The organism is Thermopolyspora sp. NPDC052614, assembly GCF_040678635.1.
Classification (GTDB): Bacteria; Actinomycetota; Actinomycetes; order Streptosporangiales; family Streptosporangiaceae; genus Thermopolyspora.
This window is the reverse complement of record NZ_JBFATZ010000005.1, coordinates 164,344-181,602: the sequence shown is the minus strand read 5'-3', so window position 1 is coordinate 181,602 and position 17,259 is coordinate 164,344. Positions and strand designations below refer to the sequence as shown.

Here is a 17,259-nt window from a genome sequence, read left to right as displayed (position 1 = left end):
ATGACGACCCGGATCCCGCTCGTCCCGGCCGTGCCCGAGGCGCTCGCCGAGGAGCTGTCCCGGCGCGTCTACTTCGTCTCCGAGACGATCACCGGCTTCTCCCTGGTCCGCTCCGGCGACGAGATCACCGCCGTGGACGTGACCGGCGCCGTCGACCCGGTGGAGCTCACCCGCAAACTCAACCTCGTCATCGCCGGCGACGTGCTCGCCCAGCGGCCGGCGAAGCCGAAGGTGGTGTGGCGCGTCGCCGCGTCCGGCCCGGTCAAGGACGTGTACGGCGAGCTGGTGGACCGGGGCGCCGCCGTCGAGCCGGGCGAGGGACTGGTCGCCGTCGGCGAGCCCGTGCTGTCGCTCATGGACCGCCTCGACGCCGGGATTCAGGCCCTCGTCGCCGAGGAGTTCGGCGCGCGGGAGTTCCGCTACCCCACGCTGATCCCCGCGGGCGCGCTGCGCCGCACCGGCTACCTGACGTCCTTCCCGCAGTTCCTCATGGCGGTCACCCGGCTGCACGGCGACGTGGACGACTACCGCGCGTTCCTCGACGCCCTCGCGGCGGGCGGCGACGTCTCGGCGGCGCTGCGCGCGCACTGCGGCGGCTTCGACCACTTCCTGCCGCCGACCATGTGCTTCCACACCTACCACCAGTACGCCGACGGCCCGCTGCCCGCGCCGGCGCTCGTGGTCACCGCCCGCGGCAAGTCGTTCCGCCACGAGTCCCGCTACCGCCGCGCCCTGGAACGGCTGTGGGACTTCACCATCCGGGAGATCGTCTTCCTCGGCCCGGCCGGGTTCGTGCTCGACTGCCGTACCCGGCTGATGCGCCGCACCCGCGCCTGGCTGGAGTCGCTCGGGCTGGGCGGGCGGTGCGAGGTCGCCGCCGACCCGTTCTTCCTCAACGGGACCGCGGCGGCTCGCGCCTGGTCGCAGCGACTGCTGGAGCTCAAGTACGAGCTGCGGCTGCCGCTGGACGCCGACCGCGACGTCGCCGTGGCCTCGTTCAACCACCACGAGCGCTTCTTCGGCGAGTCGTTCGGCATCCAGGACGAGGCGGGCGAGCCGGTCTTCACCGGCTGCGCCGGCTTCGGGCTGGAACGCCTCGCCTACGCGTTCCTCTGCCGGCACGGCCTCGACGCCGCGAACTGGCCGGACGCCGTCGCCGGGACGGTGGCGCGGTGACCGCGCGTCTGCTGGCGCTGTCCGCGCCGACCCCGGAACGGCTGGAACGCGCGACCGACGAGCTCGCCGACCGGCTGGAGAAGATGGACGAGGCGGAGTTCGCCGGCCTGCCCCCGGTGCCGGAGCCGCCCGCCGGGCCCGGCCCGCTGCGCCGCGCCGTGGCGGCGGAGACGGCGGCGAAGGCGGCGCGGTGGCTGCGCCGGCGCGACCCGCGCCGCGTGTTCTCCGGCGACGCGGGCGCGCCGGCCTCCCCGGTGCTGTTGTTCTCCGGCGTCGGTGACCAGTACCCGGGGATCGGTGCCCGGCTCCATCGGACGGTGCCGGCGTTCCGCGACGCGCTCGACCACTGCGTCGACGTGCTCGCCGCGGAGCACGGCCTGGACCTGCGCCCCTTCCTGGCCCCGCCGGAGGCCGCCGCCCGCCCCGGCCTCGCCGCGCTCTTCGACCAGAGCCTCACCCCGGGCGAGATCCACCGCACCGTCGTGGCGCAGCCGCTGCTGTTCGCGGTGGAGTACGCCCTGGGACGCGCGCTGGCCGCGCTCGGCGTCCGGCCCGCCGCCCTCGCCGGGTACAGCGTCGGCGAGTACCCGGCCGCCTGCCTCGCCGGGGTGATGCCGCTCGGCCACGCCCTGCGGCTCACCGTCGAACGCGCCCGGCTCGTCGATCGGCTGCCCGAAGGCGCCATGCTCGCGGTCGCCGCCGGGCCCGAGGCGCTGCGGCCGTACCTCGGCGGGCCGCTGTCGCTCGCCGCCCTCAACGGCCCCGGGCAGACCGTGCTCTCCGGGCCGGTCGCGGCGGTCGAGGACGCCGCCCGGCGGCTCGCCGGCCGGGACGTCGCGTGCCGGCGGCTCGCCACCTCGCACGCCTTCCACTCGGCGATGCTGGAGCCGCTCGTCCCGGCGCTGGAGGAGCTGCTGCGCGCCGTACCGCTGCGCCCGCCCGCCGTACCCCTGCTGTCCAACGTGACCGGGACCTGGGTGCGCGCCGAGCAGGCGACGAGCCCCGCCTACTGGGCCCGGCACCTGTGCCGGACGATCCGGTTCGGCGACGAGGTCGCCGAGATCTGGCGGCTGCCCGCCCCGCTGCTCGTCGAGGTGGGGCCGGGGCAGGCGCTGACGCGGCTCGCCCTCGCGCACCCGGACCGGCCGGCGGACGCGTGGGCCGCGGCGGTGCCGACGCTGCCGGGCCGGTTCGAGAGCCGGACCGAACGCGAGCCGCTGCTCGTCGCGGCCGGGCGGCTCTGGGCGGCGGGCGCCCGGATCGACTGGCACGCCCTCGGGGAGGAGGACGGATGAGCCGGATCCGGGACGTCCGCCCGGTGCCGCGCGACGGGATCCTGCCGCTGTCCTGCTCACAGGAGCGCGTCTGGTTCCTGCTGCGGCTGCAGCCTCGGATGCGCGCCTACCAGTTCCAGGCGACCGTCGAGTTCACCGGGTCGCTCGACCGCGACGCCCTGGCCCGGGCGCTCACCGAGGTGGTGCGCCGGCACGAGATCTACCGCACCACCTTCGCCGACGGACGCGACGGCCCGCGGCAGGTGGTGCACCCGCCGTTCCCGGTCGAGCCGCCCGTCCACGACCTGTGCGCCGCCCCCGATCCCGACGCGGCGGTGGCGGCGGCGATCCGCGAGGCGGTCGCGGTACGGATCCCGGTGGACCGGCTGCCGCTGGTGCGGTGGCGGCTGCTGCGCGTGGCCGACGACCGGCACGTCCTCCTCCACCTCGAGCACCACCTGGTGCACGACGGGTGGGCGTTCAACCTCTTCGTCGACGAGCTGTGCGCGCTGTACCGGGCGTACGCCGCGGGCGAGCCGTCGCCGCTGCCCGAACCCGAGCTCCAGTTCGCCGACTACGCGGTGTGGCAGCGCTCGTGGCTCGACGGCCCGGCCGCGAAGGAGCAGCTCCGATACTGGCTCGGCCGGCTCGACGGCGTGCCCTTCTTCCTCGACCTGCCCACCGACCGGCCCCGTCCGGCCAGGCGGCGGTTCGCCGGAGACGCGCCCCGGTTCACCGTGCCGGCGGGCCTCGCCGCCGAGGTCCGCGCGCTCGCCCGGCGCGAGCGGGTCTCCCTGTTCACGGTGATGTTCGCCGCGTTCCAGGTCCTGCTCGCCGGCTGGTCGGGCAAGGAGCTGTTCAGCGTCGGATCCGGGGTCGCGGCGCGCGGGCGGCCGGAGACCGAGCGGCTGTTCGGCATGCTCGTCAACACCGTCGCCCTCCGCGCCGACCTGCGCGGGAACCCCACGTTCCGGGAGCTGCTGGGGCGGGCGCGGGACACCACGATCGGCGCCCTGCGGAACCAGGACCTGCCGTTCGACCGCGTGGTCGCCGCGCTCCGCCCGCCCCGGATCCCGGGACGGCAGGCGCTGTGCGAGGTGATGTTCGCCTTCCACGACGCCCCGATCCGGGTGGTCGGGCTGCCGGACCTGAGGGTGCGGGTGACGCCCGGCATCGCCAACGGCAGCGCCAAGTTCGACCTCAACGTCATCGGCATCCCGTACGCCGAGCAACTCGCCGGGCGGAGCGGGCCGGAGAGACCGGGCGAGATCGAGTTCATCTGGGAGTACGACGGGGACCTGTTCGACGCCGTGACCGTCGCGCGGGCGGCCGGGCGATACGAGCGGGTGCTCGCGGCCGTGACCGCTGATCCGGGGGCGCGGGTGTCGGCGCTGACCGGCGGGGGGTGGACGTGACCGACGAGGACGGGCTGCTCGACGGCGAGCTGATCGACGGCGAGCTGATCGACGGCGAGCTGATAGACGCGGTGCGGCGCGCCTGGGCCGAGACCCTGGGCATCGACGCCGACGAGGTGCCGCTCGACGAGGGCTTCTTCGACGCGGGCGGCAACTCGCTGCTGCTGTTACTGCTGTGGGAGCAGCTCAACGGGCTCACCGACCGCGCCCTGCGCGCCACCGACCTGTTCCAGCACCCCACCGTGCGCGCCCAGGCGACGTTCCTGGTGGGCGGCTCATGAGCGGGGACCTCTACCAGGTGTTCGCCGCGGCCGCACGGCGGCACCCGGGCGCCGTCGCGGTCGAGCTGCCGCACCTGTCGATCACCTACGACGAGCTGCGGCGGGCGGCCGAGGCGATCGCCGCGCTGATCTGGGACCGGTACGGCCCGGCGGAGCGGATCGGCCTGTCCGCGTCCCGCGGCCTGGTGGCCTACGCCGGATACCTGGCGGGGCTGCGGCTCGGCGCGGCGGTCGTGCCGCTCAACCCCGACCATCCCGCGTCCCGCACCGCCGCGGTCCGCCAGGCCGCCGGAGTGGACGTCGTGCTCGCCGACGCGGCCGTGTCGCGGCCCGCCGAGGGGAACGGCGACGGCGGGCCGGCCGGTGGCGGTCACGTGCTCGCGCTCACCGAGGACGAGGTGCGCGCCGCGCCGGGCGGCCCGGCTCCGCCGTACCGGGCGGGGCCGGACCGCACGGCGTACGTGCTGTTCACCTCGGGCACGACGGGCCGGCCCAAGGGCATCCCGATCAGGCACCGCAACGTGCTGCCCTTCGTCGCCCACAACGCCGCCCGCTTTCAGGTCGGCCCGGGTTGCCGCATGTCGCACACCTTCGACCTCACCTTCGACCTGTCGATCTTCGACCTGTTCGTCACCTGGTCCGGTGGGGCGACCCTCGTCGTGCCGGACCGATCCGAGCTGTTCAGCCCGGTCGACTACGTGTCCCGCCGCGGGCTGACGCACTGGTTCTCCGTGCCCTCGGCGATCTCCGTGGCGGCCGCCTTCACCCGGCTGCCCGCCGGGCCCGGCACGACGCTGCGCCACAGCCTGTTCTGCGGCGAACAGCTCACCCTCGACCAGGCGGCGGCCTGGCACGCGGCGACGCCCGAGTCCGCGATCCACAACCTGTACGGCCCCACCGAGCTCACCGTCGCCTGCGCCGAGTACCGGCTGCCCCGGGACGCCGGCCGGTGGCCGCGCACCTGCAACGGCACGGTCCCCATCGGCCGGCTCTACCCCGGCATGGAGTACCTGATCGACGAGGGCACCGGCGAGCTGTGCGTGCGCGGACCCCAGCGGTTCGACGGCTACCTCGACCCCCGGGACGACGCGGGGCGGTTCACCGGCGGCTACTACCGCACCGGCGACCGCGTCGCGCTCGAGGACGGAGAACTCGTCCACCTGGGCCGGCTGGACGACCAGGTGAAGATCCGGGGCTTCCGGGTGGAGCCGGGCGAGGTGGAGGCCGCGCTGCGGCGGCTGCCCCAGGTACGGGAGGCGGTCGTCGTCGCCGTCGCCCGGGACGGCGTCAGCGATCTCGCCGCCTGCTACACCGGCCGGAAGGTCCCTCGGCCCGAACTGGTCCGCGCCCTGCGCGCGACGCTCCCGGTCCACCTGGTGCCCCGCTGGTTCCTGCACCGCGAGGCGCTGCCCCGCAACGCCAACGGCAAGGTGGACCGCGGCGCGCTGCGCCGACTCGCCGAAGAGGTCACCGATGTCACCAGCGCCTGAGCCCCTCCGCGTCGATCCCGCGCCGCCGCCCGGGATCGACCTCAGCCTCTTCTACTTCGCCGCCGACGACCCCGGCGACCGCGAGCCGGGCGGCGACCGCTACCGGCTGCTGCTCGACGGCGCGCGGTTCGCCGACGCGGCCGGCCTGGCGGCGGTGTGGACCCCGGAGCGGCACTTCCACCCGTTCGGCGGACGCTACCCGAACCCGGCGGTGACCGGGGCCGCGGTCGCCGCGGTGACCGAGCGGGTGGCGATCCGGGCGGGCAGCGTGGTGGCGCCGCTGCACCATCCGCTGCGGATCGCCGAGGAGTGGTCCGTGGTGGACAACATCTCGGGTGGACGGGCGGGCGTCTCCTTCGCCTCCGGCTGGCACGCCGCCGACTTCGTGCTCGCGCCGGAGGCGTACGCGGACCGGCGGCGCCTCGTGCTCGAACGGGCCGAGCAGGTGCGGCGGCTGTGGCGGGGCGAGACCCTGACCGCCCGCGACGGGACCGGCGCGGAGCGGCGGGTGCGCGTGCACCCGCGCCCGGTGCAGCCGGAGCTGCCCATCTGGATCACCAGCGCGGGCGACGTGCGCACCTTCCGCGCGGCCGGGGCGATGGGCGCGGGCATCCTCACCCACCTGCTCGGCCAGGACACCGACGACCTCGCCCGCAAGATCGGTGAATACCGGGCGGCGGGCGGCGGCCACGTGGTCGTGATGGTGCACACGTACCTGGGCGACGACGAGGACCGGGTCCGGGAGCTGGTGCGCGCGCCGCTCACCCGCTACCTGCGCCAGTCGCTCGGCCTGCTGCTCGGCTCCGGATTCGACGGCAGACGCCGCGTCGATCCCGCGAGCCTCCACCCCGACGACGTCGAGTTCCTGGTACGGCGCTCCTTCGAGCGCTACTACGACGGGGGCGGCCTGCTCGGCACCCCGGCGAAGGCGCGGCGGACGGCCGAGCGCCTGCGGCGCGCCGGCGTCGACGAGATCGCCTGCCTGATCGACTTCGGCCTGCCCGCCGACACCGTGCTGGCCGGTCTGGAACGCATCCTCGAACTGCGCGACGTGGGGGACGCCCGTGTCCGAGACTGACTACGAAACCCACTCCGAAACCGACTCCGAAACCGACTCCGAAACCGACTCCGAAACCGACTCCGAAACCGACTCCGAAACCGACTCCGAAACCGACTCCGAAACCGACTTCGCCGCCGCGGTCGCCCGGCTCCGCGTGCCCGGCATGGGCACCGAGGCGGTGGCCCCGCTCCTCGCCGACCTGGTCCGGCTCATCCGGCCGCGCCGGGTGCTGGAGGTCGGCATGGGCTACACCACCCCGTTCCTCGCCGCCGCCCTCGCCGAGGTGGAGCGGCGGACGGCGCGGGAGTCGCGCGCGCTCGCCGCGAAGACCCGCCCCTACCTGGACGGCGAGGCCCCGCTCGACGACGCCTGGCTGCTCGCCGACGCCGAGCAGGCGCGGTCCCGCCCCGACGCGGTCGCCGTCGTCGACGGGCCGCGCTCCCTCACCTACGCCGAGCTGGACGCGCGCTCGGATCGGCTCGCGTACCTGCTGCGCCTGCGGGGCGTGGGGCGCGGCTCGCGCGTGGGGGTGCGCATGGAACGCGGGCACGAGCTGGTCACGGCGGTGCTCGCGATCCTCAAGGCGGGCGGCGCTTACGTGCCGATCGACCCCGGTTACCCGGCCGAGCGGCAGCGGCGCATGCTCGACGACGCCGAGGCGACGGTGGTGGTCACCACCGAGCAGGTGCGCGAGGCGGCCGAGGCCGGCCCGCCGCCGGAGGACCCGGCCGTGCCCGCGGGACCCCGGGACCTCGCGTACGTGCTGTTCACCTCGGGATCGACCGGCCGGCCCAAGGGCGTCATGGTCGAGCACCGGTCCGTGTTGCGCCTGGTATGCGCCACCGACTACGTCCGGCTCGGGCCGGACGAGCGCATCGCCCAGGTGTCCCACCCGTCGTTCGACGCGTTCACCTTCGAGCTGTGGGGTGCGCTGCTGCACGGCGGCGCCCTTTGCGTGATCCCCACCGAGACGGTGCTCGGCCCCGGCGGGCTCGGGCGGGCGCTGGCGGCCCACCGCGTCACCACGATGTTCCTCACCGCGCCGCTGTTCACCGAGGTGATGGCCGACCGGCCGGACGGCTTCGCGGGGCTGCGGAACCTGCTCGTCGGCGGGGACGTGCTCAACGTCGCGGCGGCGCGCAGGCTGCTCGAGCTCGAACCGGCCGACCGCCCGGCCGCGCTCGTCAACGCCTACGGCCCGACCGAGACCACCACCTTCGCCGTCTGCGGCCACGTCACGTCGGTGCCGCCGGACGCCCGCTCGATACCGATCGGCACCCCCATCGCCAACACCTCCTGCTATGTGCTCGACGAGGCGCTCACCCCGGTCCCGCCCGGTGCGGAGGGCGAGCTGTTCATCGGCGGGCCCGGCGTGGCGCGCGGCTACGCGGGACAGCCCGGGCAGACGGCGGAGCGGTTCCTGCCCGACCCGTTCGCCGCGGAGCCGGGCGCGCGCATGTACCGCACCGGGGACAGGGTCCGCGAGCTCGGCGACGGCACCCTGGAATTCCTCGGGCGGCTCGACGACCAGGTGAAGATCCGCGGCTTCCGGGTCGAGCCCGGCGAGGCGCAGGCCGCGCTCCACCTGCACCCCGAGATCAGGCATGCGGCGGTGGTGGTGGACGACGCCGCGGGCGAACCCCGGCTCGTGGCCTACGTGGTGCCCGCCGTACCCGGGGAAGTGCCGGTCGGGACGCGCGAGTTCCTCGCGGCGCGGCTCCCCGAGTGGATGATCCCCGCCGCCTTCGTGGCCTGCGCCGAGATCCCGATGACGGCGAGCGGAAAGGTGGATCGGGGCGCGCTGCCGCCGGTGCCCGAGGACGCCCCGGCCGCCGGGGCGGTGCCGCCGCGCACCGAGCTGGAGCGGCGGCTGGCGCGGATCGCCGCCGAGATGCTCGGCGTCGCCTCGGTCGGCGTCACCGACGACTTCTTCGCGCTGGGCGGGCACTCGCTGCTCGCCATGCGGCTGCTGTCCCGGGTGAACGAGGACTTCGACGCCGGGGTCGAACTGGGTGACTTCCTCTACGAGCCGACGATCGCCCGGCTCGCGGCCGAGGTGTCCCGTGACCGCTGACCGGGTGACCGCTGACAGGGCGACCGCCGACCGTGTGACCGCTGACCGTGTGACCGCTGACCGGGTGGCCTCCTCCGCGCAACGCCGACTGTGGATCCTCGACCGGCTCTACCCCGGGTGCGCCGCCTACGTGATCCCCGTCGTCTACCGGATCGAGGGCGACCTCGACGCCGAGGCGCTGGGGCACGCGCTGAGCGACGTCGTCCGCAGGCACGAGGTGCTGCGCACCGGCTACCGCATGGTGCGGGGCGCCCTGCGTCAGACGGTACGGCCCGCCGGGCCGGTGCCGATCCCGGTCGTGGACGTCGCCGCGCACCGGAGCCCGGGGGAGGAGGCGGAGCGGCTCGCCGCCGCCGAGGCGCTGCGGCCGTTCGACCTGAGCGCGGGCGAGGTGATCCGGGCGCTGCTGGTGCGGACCGCGCCCGGGCGGCACCTGCTGTGCCTGTCCCTGCACCACATCGCCTGCGACGGCTGGTCGCTGCGCGTGCTGGAGGACGAGCTGGCGGCCTGCTACCGGTCCCGGCTCGCCGGCAGCCCCGGCGATCTGCCGCCGCTGCCGGAGCAGTACGGCGACTTCGCCGAGTGGCAGCAGGCGCGGCTCGCGGATCCGGCGCTGCGGCCGGTCCGCGACCACTGGCGCGAGCACCTCGCCGGCATCCCCGCGCCGGCGACGATCCGTACGGACCGGCCGCGCCCGGCGGTGTGGAGCTTCGCCGGAGGCCACGTGCGGTTCCGGATCGGGCCGGAGGTGGCCGAGCGGGTCCGCCTGCTCGCCCGGGCGGCCGCGACCACCCCGTACACGGTGCTGCTCGCCGCGTTCGCGCTGCTGGTGCGGGAACACGGCGCGCCCGGCCCGGACGTGGTGATCGGCACCCCGGTGGCGGGCCGGTCGCGGGAGAGCCACTATCGGCTGATCGGCCTGTTCCAGAACACGGTCGTGCAGCGCATCCGCGTGCCGGACCGGACCACGTTCCGGGACCTGGTGCGCCTGACCCGGGAGGAGAGCCGCAACGCGATCGTCAACCAGGCCCTGCCGTTCGACGCGCTCGTCGAGGAGCTGAACCCGGCGCGCGACCCCGGACTCAACCCGGTCTTCCAGCTCATGTTCAGCCACGAGGAGGACGAGCCGGGCGGGCCGGCCCTGCCCGGATGCGCGGTCCGCAGGACGTTCGGGGACACCCGGACGGCGAAGGTCGATCTGACCCTCGGTGTCGCCCGGGACGGGCCGGGCTACACCGGGCGGCTGGAGTACAGCACCGACCTGTTCACCGCGGCGACCGCCCGGCGTATCGCCGAACGGTTCGGGGTTTTGCTGGAAAACGCCACCTCCGCCCCGTTCCGCGTGATGGGATCCGTCGAGTGACGCGGACGGAGACCGAGACCGGTGCGCGGCCCCCATCCCTGTTCCGCCACCGCGACTTCATGCTGCTGTGGAGCGGGCAGACGCTGAGCGAGATCGGCTCGATGGTCACGCCGTTCGCGATCCCGTTCCTCGCCGTCACCGCGCTGCACGCGTCGAACTTCGAGGTCGCGCTGCTCACCGCGCTGGGCTCGGCGGCGTTCCTGCTGGTCGCGCTGCCCGCCGGGGTGGTGGTCGACCGGGTGGCGCGGCACCGGCTGATGATGTGGTGCGACGTGTTGCGCGCGCTGATCGTCGGCAGCGTGCCGCTCGCCTGGCTGCTCGGCCTGCTCACGCTGCCGCAACTGTACGCCGTGGTCCTCGCCACCGGCGTGCTCACGGTCTTCTTCGACGTGGCCTACCAGAGCTACCTGCCGGTGCTGCTCGACGAGCGGTCGCTCATCGACGGCAACGGCAAGCTCGGCGTGACCAGCTCGGCCGCGGGCATGCTCGGCCCGACGATCGCCGGGGGCCTCGTCGCCGCCGTCGGCGCGGCGCAGGCGGTGCTCGTCAACGCGGTCTCGTACGTGGTGAGCGCCGTCTCGCTGCTGCTGATCAGAACCCCCGAGCCGAAGCCGGCTCCGCCGCCGGGGCCGCGCCCGACGTTCCGCCGCCAGATCGGCGAAGGGCTGCGGTTCGTCCTCACGCACCCGATCCTGAACAGGATCGTCGCCTGCACCGGGACCGTGAACCTGTTCGTCACCATGGTCCTGTCGATGGAGATGCCGTTCCTGGTCCGGGTGCTCCACCTGACACCGGAGACGGCGGGGCTGCTGCTCGCCCTCGGCGCGTCCGGCGGCATCGTCGGCGGCCTGCTCGCGGGAAGGCTCTCCCGCGCGATCGGGTCGGCGCGGATCATCTGGGTGGCGCCCCTGCTGCTCGGGCTCCCGGGGCTGTGCGTGCCGCTGGCGTATCCGGGGTGGCGGGTGCTCCTGTACGCCGTGGGCTGGTTCTCCTTCAACTTCGCCGCGGTCGTCTACAACACCGCCCAGGTGAGTTATCGGCAGACGATCTGCCCGCCGGATCTGCTGGGCCGGATGAACGCGGCGGTCCGGTGGATCGTCTGGGGGACCATCCCGCTCGGCGCGCTGATCGCCGGCGGGCTCGCCACCTGGCTCGGCCTGCGCGCGACGCTGTGGATCGGCGTCACGGGCACGTGCCTCGGCGGGCTCTTCGTGTTCTTCTCCCCGCTGCGGCACATGCGCGACATCGAGACCGGTCCCGCCCCGGCGGGCTCCTGACCGCGGCGGCCTCGCGGCGAGCTGGACTACCGGCCCGACCTGGCGGCCCGTCGGCTCGTCACCGGCCGTTCCGGCGTGCTCGGGGTCGTGAGCATCGACTCCACCCTGTACGGCCCGGCCTCCACCCTGTACGGCATCGAGCAGGCGGCCAGGCTCAACGGCTACACGGTGAGCATCGCCAGCCTGAGCACGCTCACCCGCAAGTCCATGGAGGAGCTACCGACGCGCGGCCTGGCGGCGGTCGGGCCTGGCGGCGGTCGCAGGCCGAGCCGGTCGAGATGCCGGTCGAGATGCCGGTCGAGATGCCGGTCGAGATGCCCGGCCGGTCACGGAGGTGGCCGGACGTGGGCATCGCCCGGCCGATTCCCATTCCGGCGGGGGCCCGTGCGCCGTGCAAATGGAAATGGTTTTCGTTATCATGAGGATCGCCTCGATCGCAGAGGTCGGCGCGGTCGGTTGGGGCCAAGTCGTGTCCGGCGTGATTTGAGGGGTGGATCTGTCGGGCGGCGCGGGTTTATTGTCTCCAGTAACTTAGCTTAGCCTAACCTAACTAATATCCGGAGAGTTGCTGATGGTGACCACCGCGGAACCGGGCGTGTCCCGGACGCCGTCCGTGCTCGCTCCCGCCCGGCTCACGCTCATCGGCTGCGGGCTGCTGACCGGCGTCAGCGCCCTCGCCGGCATGGCGCCGCTCGTCGCCGTCGTCGAGATCAGCAGACGCCTGCTGTCCGGCGACACCGACGTGTGGCCGGTCATCGTCGTGGCGCTCGTCGCGCTCGCGGTCAAGCAGCTCGGCACCTTCGGCGCGGGCGTGCTGACCCACCTCGCCGACATCCAGGTCTCGTTCCGCCTGCGCCGGGAACTGCTCGGCAAGCTGCGCAGGCTCCCCCTCGGCTGGTTCACCGACCGCAACTCGGGCGTCGTGAAGAAGACCGTCGAGGACGACGTCGCGGCCCTCCACCACCTCATCGCGCACTCCGTGGTGGAGATCACGGCCGCCGCCGTGCCGCCGGTCGTCGCGATCGCCTACCTGTTCGCCGTGGACTGGCGGATGGCCCTGGCCGGCCTGCTGCCGCTCGCGGCCGGGCTCGTCGCCTACCAGCGCGCCATGGCCGGGGCGAGCACCAAGTACCCCCAATTCATGGACTGGCTGGCCCGGCTGAACGGCGCGGCGGTCGAGTTCGTCAACGGCATCGGCGTGGTCAAGGCGTTCGGCACGCCCGGGGTCGCAAGCCAACGGTTCCAGGAGGTCTCGCGGCGGTTCGCGCGGTTCTTCCTGGACTGGGCACGATTGACGAGCCGCGCCGCCGTCCTCGCCGAGATCCTCATCTCGCCGCCGAGCGTGCTCGTCGTCGTCACGGCCGCCGGCGGCGTGCTCACCGCGACGGGTGGGCTGCCGCTGCCGGACTTCATCGCCTTCGTGGTGTTCGGCACCGTCACCACCGCCGGGTTCATGACGCTCATGATGTCCGTGCACCCGCTGGTCACCGCGCTCGGCGTCGCCCGCGACATCCGCGCACTGCTCGCCACCCCGGAGCTGCCGGTGCCGGACGACCCCGTCGTACCGGACCCGGACGCCCCCGGGCCGGTGGTGCGGATGCGCGGGGTCCGGTTCGTGTACGGCGACACCGTCGCGCTCGACGGGGTCGACCTGGATCTGGAGCGCGGCACCGTCACCGCCCTCGTCGGGCCGTCCGGCTCGGGCAAGACGACGCTCGCCAGACTGCTGCCCCGGTTCGACGACCCGGTGGCGGGCGAGGTGCGGCTGTACGGCGTGGACCTGCGCCGCATCGACCCCGCCGAGCTCTACCGGCACGTCGCCTTCGTGTTCCAGGACGCGGCGCTGCTGCGGATGAGCATCCGGGACAACATCCGGCTCGGCCGCCCCGACGCCGACGACGCCGCGGTGCGCGACGCCGCCCGCAAGGCGCGCGTCCTCGACCGGCTGGAGGAGCTGCCGCGCGGCCTCGACTCGGTCGTCGGCGAGGACGCCGAGCTGTCCGGCGGCGAGCGCCAGCGCGTCTGCATCGCCCGCGCGATCCTCGCCGACCGGCCCGTGCTCGTCCTCGACGAGGCCACCGCGAGCGCCGACCCCGAGAACGAGGCGCACATCCAGGACGCCCTCAGCGAGGTGGCGCGGGACCGCACCGTGCTGGTCATCGCCCACCGGATCAGCACGATCCGCGGCGCCGACCAGATCGTCGTGCTCGACGGCGGGCGCGTCGTCGAGCGGGGCGTGCACGACGAGCTGCTCGCCCGCGACGGCCTCTACGCGCGGCTGTGGGCACACGACCGGCGTGCGCGCGCCGGCGCGCCCGAGGAACTGGAGGCCGGCCGATGATCCGGATGATGCGGCATCTGTTCGAGCTGCTCGACGAGCGCGGGCGGCGCCACCTGAGCGCCATGCTGCTGCTGCAGGCCGCGCAGGGGGTGCTGCAGGGGGCGGGATTCCTGCTGGTCGCGCCGCTCATCGCGGCCCTGCTCGACGCGCCCGTCGACGGCGGGAGGGTCGCCCTGTGGATCGGCGCGATCGTCGCGGTCGTCGTCGCCCACCACGTGCTGCTCGCCTGGAGCACCTCGCTCGGCTACCTCGTCGGCACGGACGTGCTCACCGGCTTCCACACCCGCCTCGGCAACCACCTCGCCACGCTGCCCATCGGCTGGTTTCGCGGCGACCGCACCGGGCCCGTCGGGCGCATGCTCGGCAAGGGCACGATGGACGTCGCCAACGTCCCCGCGCACCTGCTGCGCCACGTGGTGGTGGGCGTCACCGCCCCCGTCACCATGATCGTCGGTAGTTTCCTGCTGGACCCGCGCGTCGGTGTCGCGTTCGCCGTCGGCGCCGTGGCGTGCGCGCTGGCGCTGCGCGTGCTCATGGTCGTGGTGCGCCGCAACGACGACGACTACGAGCACGACATCGGCGTGACCGCCTCGCGCATCGTCGAGTACGCCCGCCAACAGCCCACGATGCGCGCGTACGGCGTGCTCGACCGGCCCGAGATGGGCACCCTGGAGGAGTCCCTCGTCCGCCAGCAGGGATCCCAGTCGCGGCTCACCGTCCGCGGCGCGTGGGGAATGATCGCGTTCTTCGGCACGCTCCAGCTCGTCATCACCGGGATCATCGCGCTCACCGTGGCGCTCGCCGTGGACGGCACCCTCGGCCTGCCCGTGATGATCGGGCTGCTCGTCGTCACCCTGCGCATGGTGGACCCGATCTCGTCGCTGGGCGAGCTCGCCGGCATGGCGCAGTTGAACGCCGACGCGATCCGCCGCGTCCGGGAACTGCTCGCCGTACCGCCGCTGCCGGAGCCGGAGCGCCCGGCCGAGCCGTCCGGCGCCGACGTGGAGCTGCGCGGTGTCCGCTTCGGCTACGAGCCCGGCGCCGTCGTCATCGACGGGGTGGACGCGTGCTTCCCGCAGGGCGCGCTCACCGCCGTCGTCGGGCCGTCCGGAGCCGGCAAGAGCACCCTGCTCACGCTCATCGGCCGGTTCTTCGACGTGGACGCGGGCAGCGTACGCATCGGCGGGCGGGACGTGCGGGAGCTCGGCAGCGCCGGCGTCTCCCGGCTGACCGCCCAGGTGTTCCAGGACGTCTACCTGTTCGAGGGCACGATCGCCGACAACCTGCGGCTCGCCGCCCCCGACGCCGGCGACGCCGAGCTGGCGCGCGTCGCCCGGATCGCCCGGCTCGACGAGGTCGTCGAGCGGCTCCCCGACGGCTGGGACACCCGCGTCGGCGAGGCCGGGAGCACGTTGTCCGGCGGCGAGCGGCAACGCGTCTCCATCGCCCGCGCCCTGCTGAAGGACGCGCCGATCGTGCTCCTGGACGAGGCCACCGCCGCCCTCGACCCCGTCAACGAGGCCGCCGTCGCCGAGGCGATCGGCGAGCTCGCCCGCGACCGCACCGTCATCGTCGTCGCCCACCGGCTCTCCACCGTCATGGCCGCCGACCACATCCTCGTGCTGGAACGCGGCCGGATCACCGAACAGGGGCGGCACGACGCCCTCCTGGCGGCGGGCGGCACGTACGCGCGCTTCTGGAACGAGCGGGTACGCGCCCGCGGCTGGCAACTGCAGTGACCCCCTCCCACGGCACGAGCAGAAGGGAACCCATGGCCACCTCCACCCCGAAGGCCCCTTCCGGGCGCGGGCTCGACCTGCGCATGAGCCCGAAGGACCTCATCACCATCGGCGTCTTCGCGGCCATCTACATCGTCATCGTGTTCGCCGTGAACATGCTCGGGTTCGTCAACCCGACCGTGATGATCGTCGCGCTGCTCGCGAGCATCGTCGCCGCCGGGATCCCGTTCCTGCTGTTCCTCACCCGGGTGCGGCATGCCGGAATGGTCACGATCTTCGCGATCGTCACCGGCGGGCTGTTCTTCCTCACCGGCCACCCCCCGATCAGCTTCGCGCTCACCGTCGGCTGCGCGCTGCTCGCCGAGGTCATCCTGCTGGCCGGGCGCTACCAGGTCCGCCGGGTGGGCGCACTCGCCTACGCCGTCTACTCCGCCTGGTACGCCGGCCCGTTCCTGCCGCTCTTCTACGCCCGGTCGGAGTACCTCGCGAGCGCCGGGGTGCGGCAGATGGGGCCGGAGTACGCCGCGCAGATGGACGCGGTCCTGTCGCCCGGCGTGCTCGTCGCCTTCGACGTCTGCACCGTCGTCGCCGGGCTGCTCGGCGGGCTGCTGGGGCTGCGGCTGCTGCGCAGGCACTTCGAGCGGGCGGGCCTGGCGTGAGGCGGACGCCCCGCACCCGATCTTCAGAGCCCGCCGTCTCGACCCGGGCGGGTTCGACCCGAGCGGGTTCGGTTCGGGCGGGTTCGGTCCGGGCGTGTTTGGGCCGAGCGGGTTCGGTCCGGGCGTGTTTGGGCCGAGCGTGTTTGGGCCGGGCAGGTTCGGTTCGGGCGGGTTCGGGCCGAGCGTATTTCGGCCGGGCAAATTCGGTTCGAGCGGGCTTGGTCCGAGAGGGTTCGAGCCGGGCGCGAGGTGCGGCCCGTCCAGCGCGCCGCTTCCCCCGTCTCGTACGGCGTGCTCCGCGTCCCGTGCGGAGTCGGCCGTGAGCGCCGCCGCGGAGCATCGCTCCGCCGAGGTCGTCGCCGCGCCGGTGTCGGCGCGGCGGGAAGACGAGGCTGACCATGCAGGCGGGGCGAGCCGGGGGATGCGGCTCGACCCGCGGACGAAGATGCTCCTGGTGGGCGTGGCGAGCGCGGTGCTCATGTCGCCCGGCGGAGAGCCGTTCGTGCCCGCCGTACTCGTTCTCGGGGTGCTGCTGGCCGTGGCCGAGCGCGCCTGGGCCCGCGCGCTCGGGCTGCCGCTCGCCGCCGCGGTGCTCGCCGTGGTCGCCTACACGCTGCCGCGGGCCGTGCCGCACCCGGCCGTCGCCATGGTCGCCGTCGGCGCCGCCTACCTGCTGCGGCTGGTCGCCGTCGGCGGTGTCGCGGCGCACCTGGTGCGCACCACCCGGCCGGCCGAGCTCACCGCGGCGCTGCGCGCCGTCCGCGTTCCGCGCGCCGTCGTCGTCCCGGCCGCCGTCATGCTGCGCTTCGTGCCGACGATCGCCGACGAGGCGCGGGCCGTGCGCGACGCGATGCGGCTGCGCGGCATCGGCGGTATGGGCAACCTGCTGCGGCACCCGGTGCGCGGCATCGAGTACTTCGCCGTGCCGCTCATCGCCTCGGCGCTGCGCGCAGCCGAGGACTTGTCCGCCGCCGCTCTGCTGCGCGGCCTCGGCTCCCGCGTCCGGCCCACCGCGATGCGTCCGCCTCGGTTCGGTCTCGCCGACGCCGCCGTCGCGTTGCTCGTCGCGGCGTTCGCCGCCGCCACGTTGACGGGCGGGGTGCCGTGATC

The 17,259-nt window shown here is 74.3% G+C and carries 13 protein-coding genes; all 13 read left to right on the top strand.

Going from position 1 to position 17,259, the window contains the following annotated elements:
• Entirely contained in the window at positions 1 to 1,176 is a 1,176-nt protein-coding gene (locus tag AB0K60_RS12915) for a hypothetical protein (protein ID WP_364052532.1), read from the top strand.
• Positions 1,173 to 2,471 carry an acyltransferase domain-containing protein gene (locus AB0K60_RS12910; RefSeq protein ID WP_364052529.1) on the top strand — a complete coding sequence of 433 codons (1,299 nt, stop codon included), beginning with the start codon at positions 1,173 to 1,175 and terminating at the stop codon, positions 2,469 to 2,471. The genes AB0K60_RS12915 and AB0K60_RS12910 overlap by 4 nt, the downstream gene beginning before the upstream one ends.
• Positions 2,468 to 3,865 carry a condensation domain-containing protein gene (locus tag AB0K60_RS12905; RefSeq protein WP_364052526.1) on the top strand — a complete coding sequence of 466 codons (1,398 nt, stop codon included), beginning with the start codon at positions 2,468 to 2,470 and terminating at the stop codon, positions 3,863 to 3,865. Before AB0K60_RS12910 ends, AB0K60_RS12905 begins: the two co-directional genes overlap by 4 nt.
• Positions 3,862 to 4,146, top strand: coding sequence for an acyl carrier protein (locus tag AB0K60_RS12900; RefSeq protein ID WP_364052523.1), 285 nt, complete (start codon positions 3,862 to 3,864; stop codon positions 4,144 to 4,146). The genes AB0K60_RS12905 and AB0K60_RS12900 overlap by 4 nt, the downstream gene beginning before the upstream one ends.
• Positions 4,143 to 5,636, top strand: a complete 1,494-nt coding sequence (locus tag AB0K60_RS12895; RefSeq protein ID WP_364052520.1) for an AMP-binding protein — start codon at positions 4,143 to 4,145, stop codon at positions 5,634 to 5,636. The genes AB0K60_RS12900 and AB0K60_RS12895 overlap by 4 nt, the downstream gene beginning before the upstream one ends.
• Positions 5,620 to 6,714, top strand: coding sequence for a MupA/Atu3671 family FMN-dependent luciferase-like monooxygenase (locus AB0K60_RS12890; RefSeq protein WP_364052517.1), 1,095 nt, complete (start codon positions 5,620 to 5,622; stop codon positions 6,712 to 6,714). The genes AB0K60_RS12895 and AB0K60_RS12890 overlap by 17 nt, the downstream gene beginning before the upstream one ends.
• Positions 6,701 to 8,770, top strand: a complete 2,070-nt coding sequence (locus AB0K60_RS12885; RefSeq protein WP_364052514.1) for an amino acid adenylation domain-containing protein — start codon at positions 6,701 to 6,703, stop codon at positions 8,768 to 8,770. Before AB0K60_RS12890 ends, AB0K60_RS12885 begins: the two co-directional genes overlap by 14 nt.
• A 49-nt stretch (positions 8,771 to 8,819) precedes the next feature.
• Complete coding sequence (locus AB0K60_RS12880; protein ID WP_364052511.1) at positions 8,820 to 10,133, top strand: condensation domain-containing protein; 1,314 nt, start codon at positions 8,820 to 8,822, stop codon at positions 10,131 to 10,133.
• The gene (locus tag AB0K60_RS12875; protein WP_364052508.1) at positions 10,130 to 11,410 is read left to right on the top strand and encodes an MFS transporter; all 1,281 of its coding nucleotides are present in this window, start codon (positions 10,130 to 10,132) and stop codon (positions 11,408 to 11,410) included. The genes AB0K60_RS12880 and AB0K60_RS12875 overlap by 4 nt, the downstream gene beginning before the upstream one ends.
• A 571-nt stretch (positions 11,411 to 11,981) precedes the next feature.
• A complete protein-coding gene (locus tag AB0K60_RS12870; protein WP_364052505.1) occupies positions 11,982 to 13,751 on the top strand; it encodes an ABC transporter ATP-binding protein in 1,770 nt (589 codons plus the stop codon).
• Positions 13,748 to 15,490: an ABC transporter ATP-binding protein gene (locus tag AB0K60_RS12865; protein WP_364052502.1), complete on the top strand. Its 1,743-nt coding sequence runs from the start codon at positions 13,748 to 13,750 to the stop codon at positions 15,488 to 15,490. The genes AB0K60_RS12870 and AB0K60_RS12865 overlap by 4 nt, the downstream gene beginning before the upstream one ends.
• Positions 15,491 to 15,522: 32 nt before the next feature.
• Positions 15,523 to 16,149: an MptD family putative ECF transporter S component gene (locus tag AB0K60_RS12860; protein ID WP_364052499.1), complete on the top strand. Its 627-nt coding sequence runs from the start codon at positions 15,523 to 15,525 to the stop codon at positions 16,147 to 16,149.
• Between the two features lie 319 nt (positions 16,150 to 16,468).
• Positions 16,469 to 17,257 (top strand): energy-coupling factor transporter transmembrane component T, encoded by a 789-nt coding sequence (locus AB0K60_RS12855; RefSeq protein ID WP_364052496.1) that lies wholly within the window; start codon positions 16,469 to 16,471, stop codon positions 17,255 to 17,257.
• Positions 17,258 to 17,259: the final 2 nt, after the last annotated feature.

Bases quoted from the DNA above. Each gene is read 5' to 3' on its own strand.
- AB0K60_RS12915 (WP_364052532.1), top strand. From the start codon at position 1: ATGACGACCCGGATCCCGCTCGTCCCGGCCGTGCCCGAGGCGCTCGCC.
- AB0K60_RS12905 (WP_364052526.1), top strand. From the start codon at position 2,468: ATGAGCCGGATCCGGGACGTCCGCCCGGTGCCGCGCGACGGGATCCTG.
- AB0K60_RS12895 (WP_364052520.1), top strand. From the start codon at position 4,143: ATGAGCGGGGACCTCTACCAGGTGTTCGCCGCGGCCGCACGGCGGCAC.
- AB0K60_RS12890 (WP_364052517.1), top strand. From the start codon at position 5,620: ATGTCACCAGCGCCTGAGCCCCTCCGCGTCGATCCCGCGCCGCCGCCC.
- AB0K60_RS12870 (WP_364052505.1), top strand. From the start codon at position 11,982: ATGGTGACCACCGCGGAACCGGGCGTGTCCCGGACGCCGTCCGTGCTC.
- AB0K60_RS12865 (WP_364052502.1), top strand. From the start codon at position 13,748: ATGATCCGGATGATGCGGCATCTGTTCGAGCTGCTCGACGAGCGCGGG.
- AB0K60_RS12860 (WP_364052499.1), top strand. From the start codon at position 15,523: ATGGCCACCTCCACCCCGAAGGCCCCTTCCGGGCGCGGGCTCGACCTG.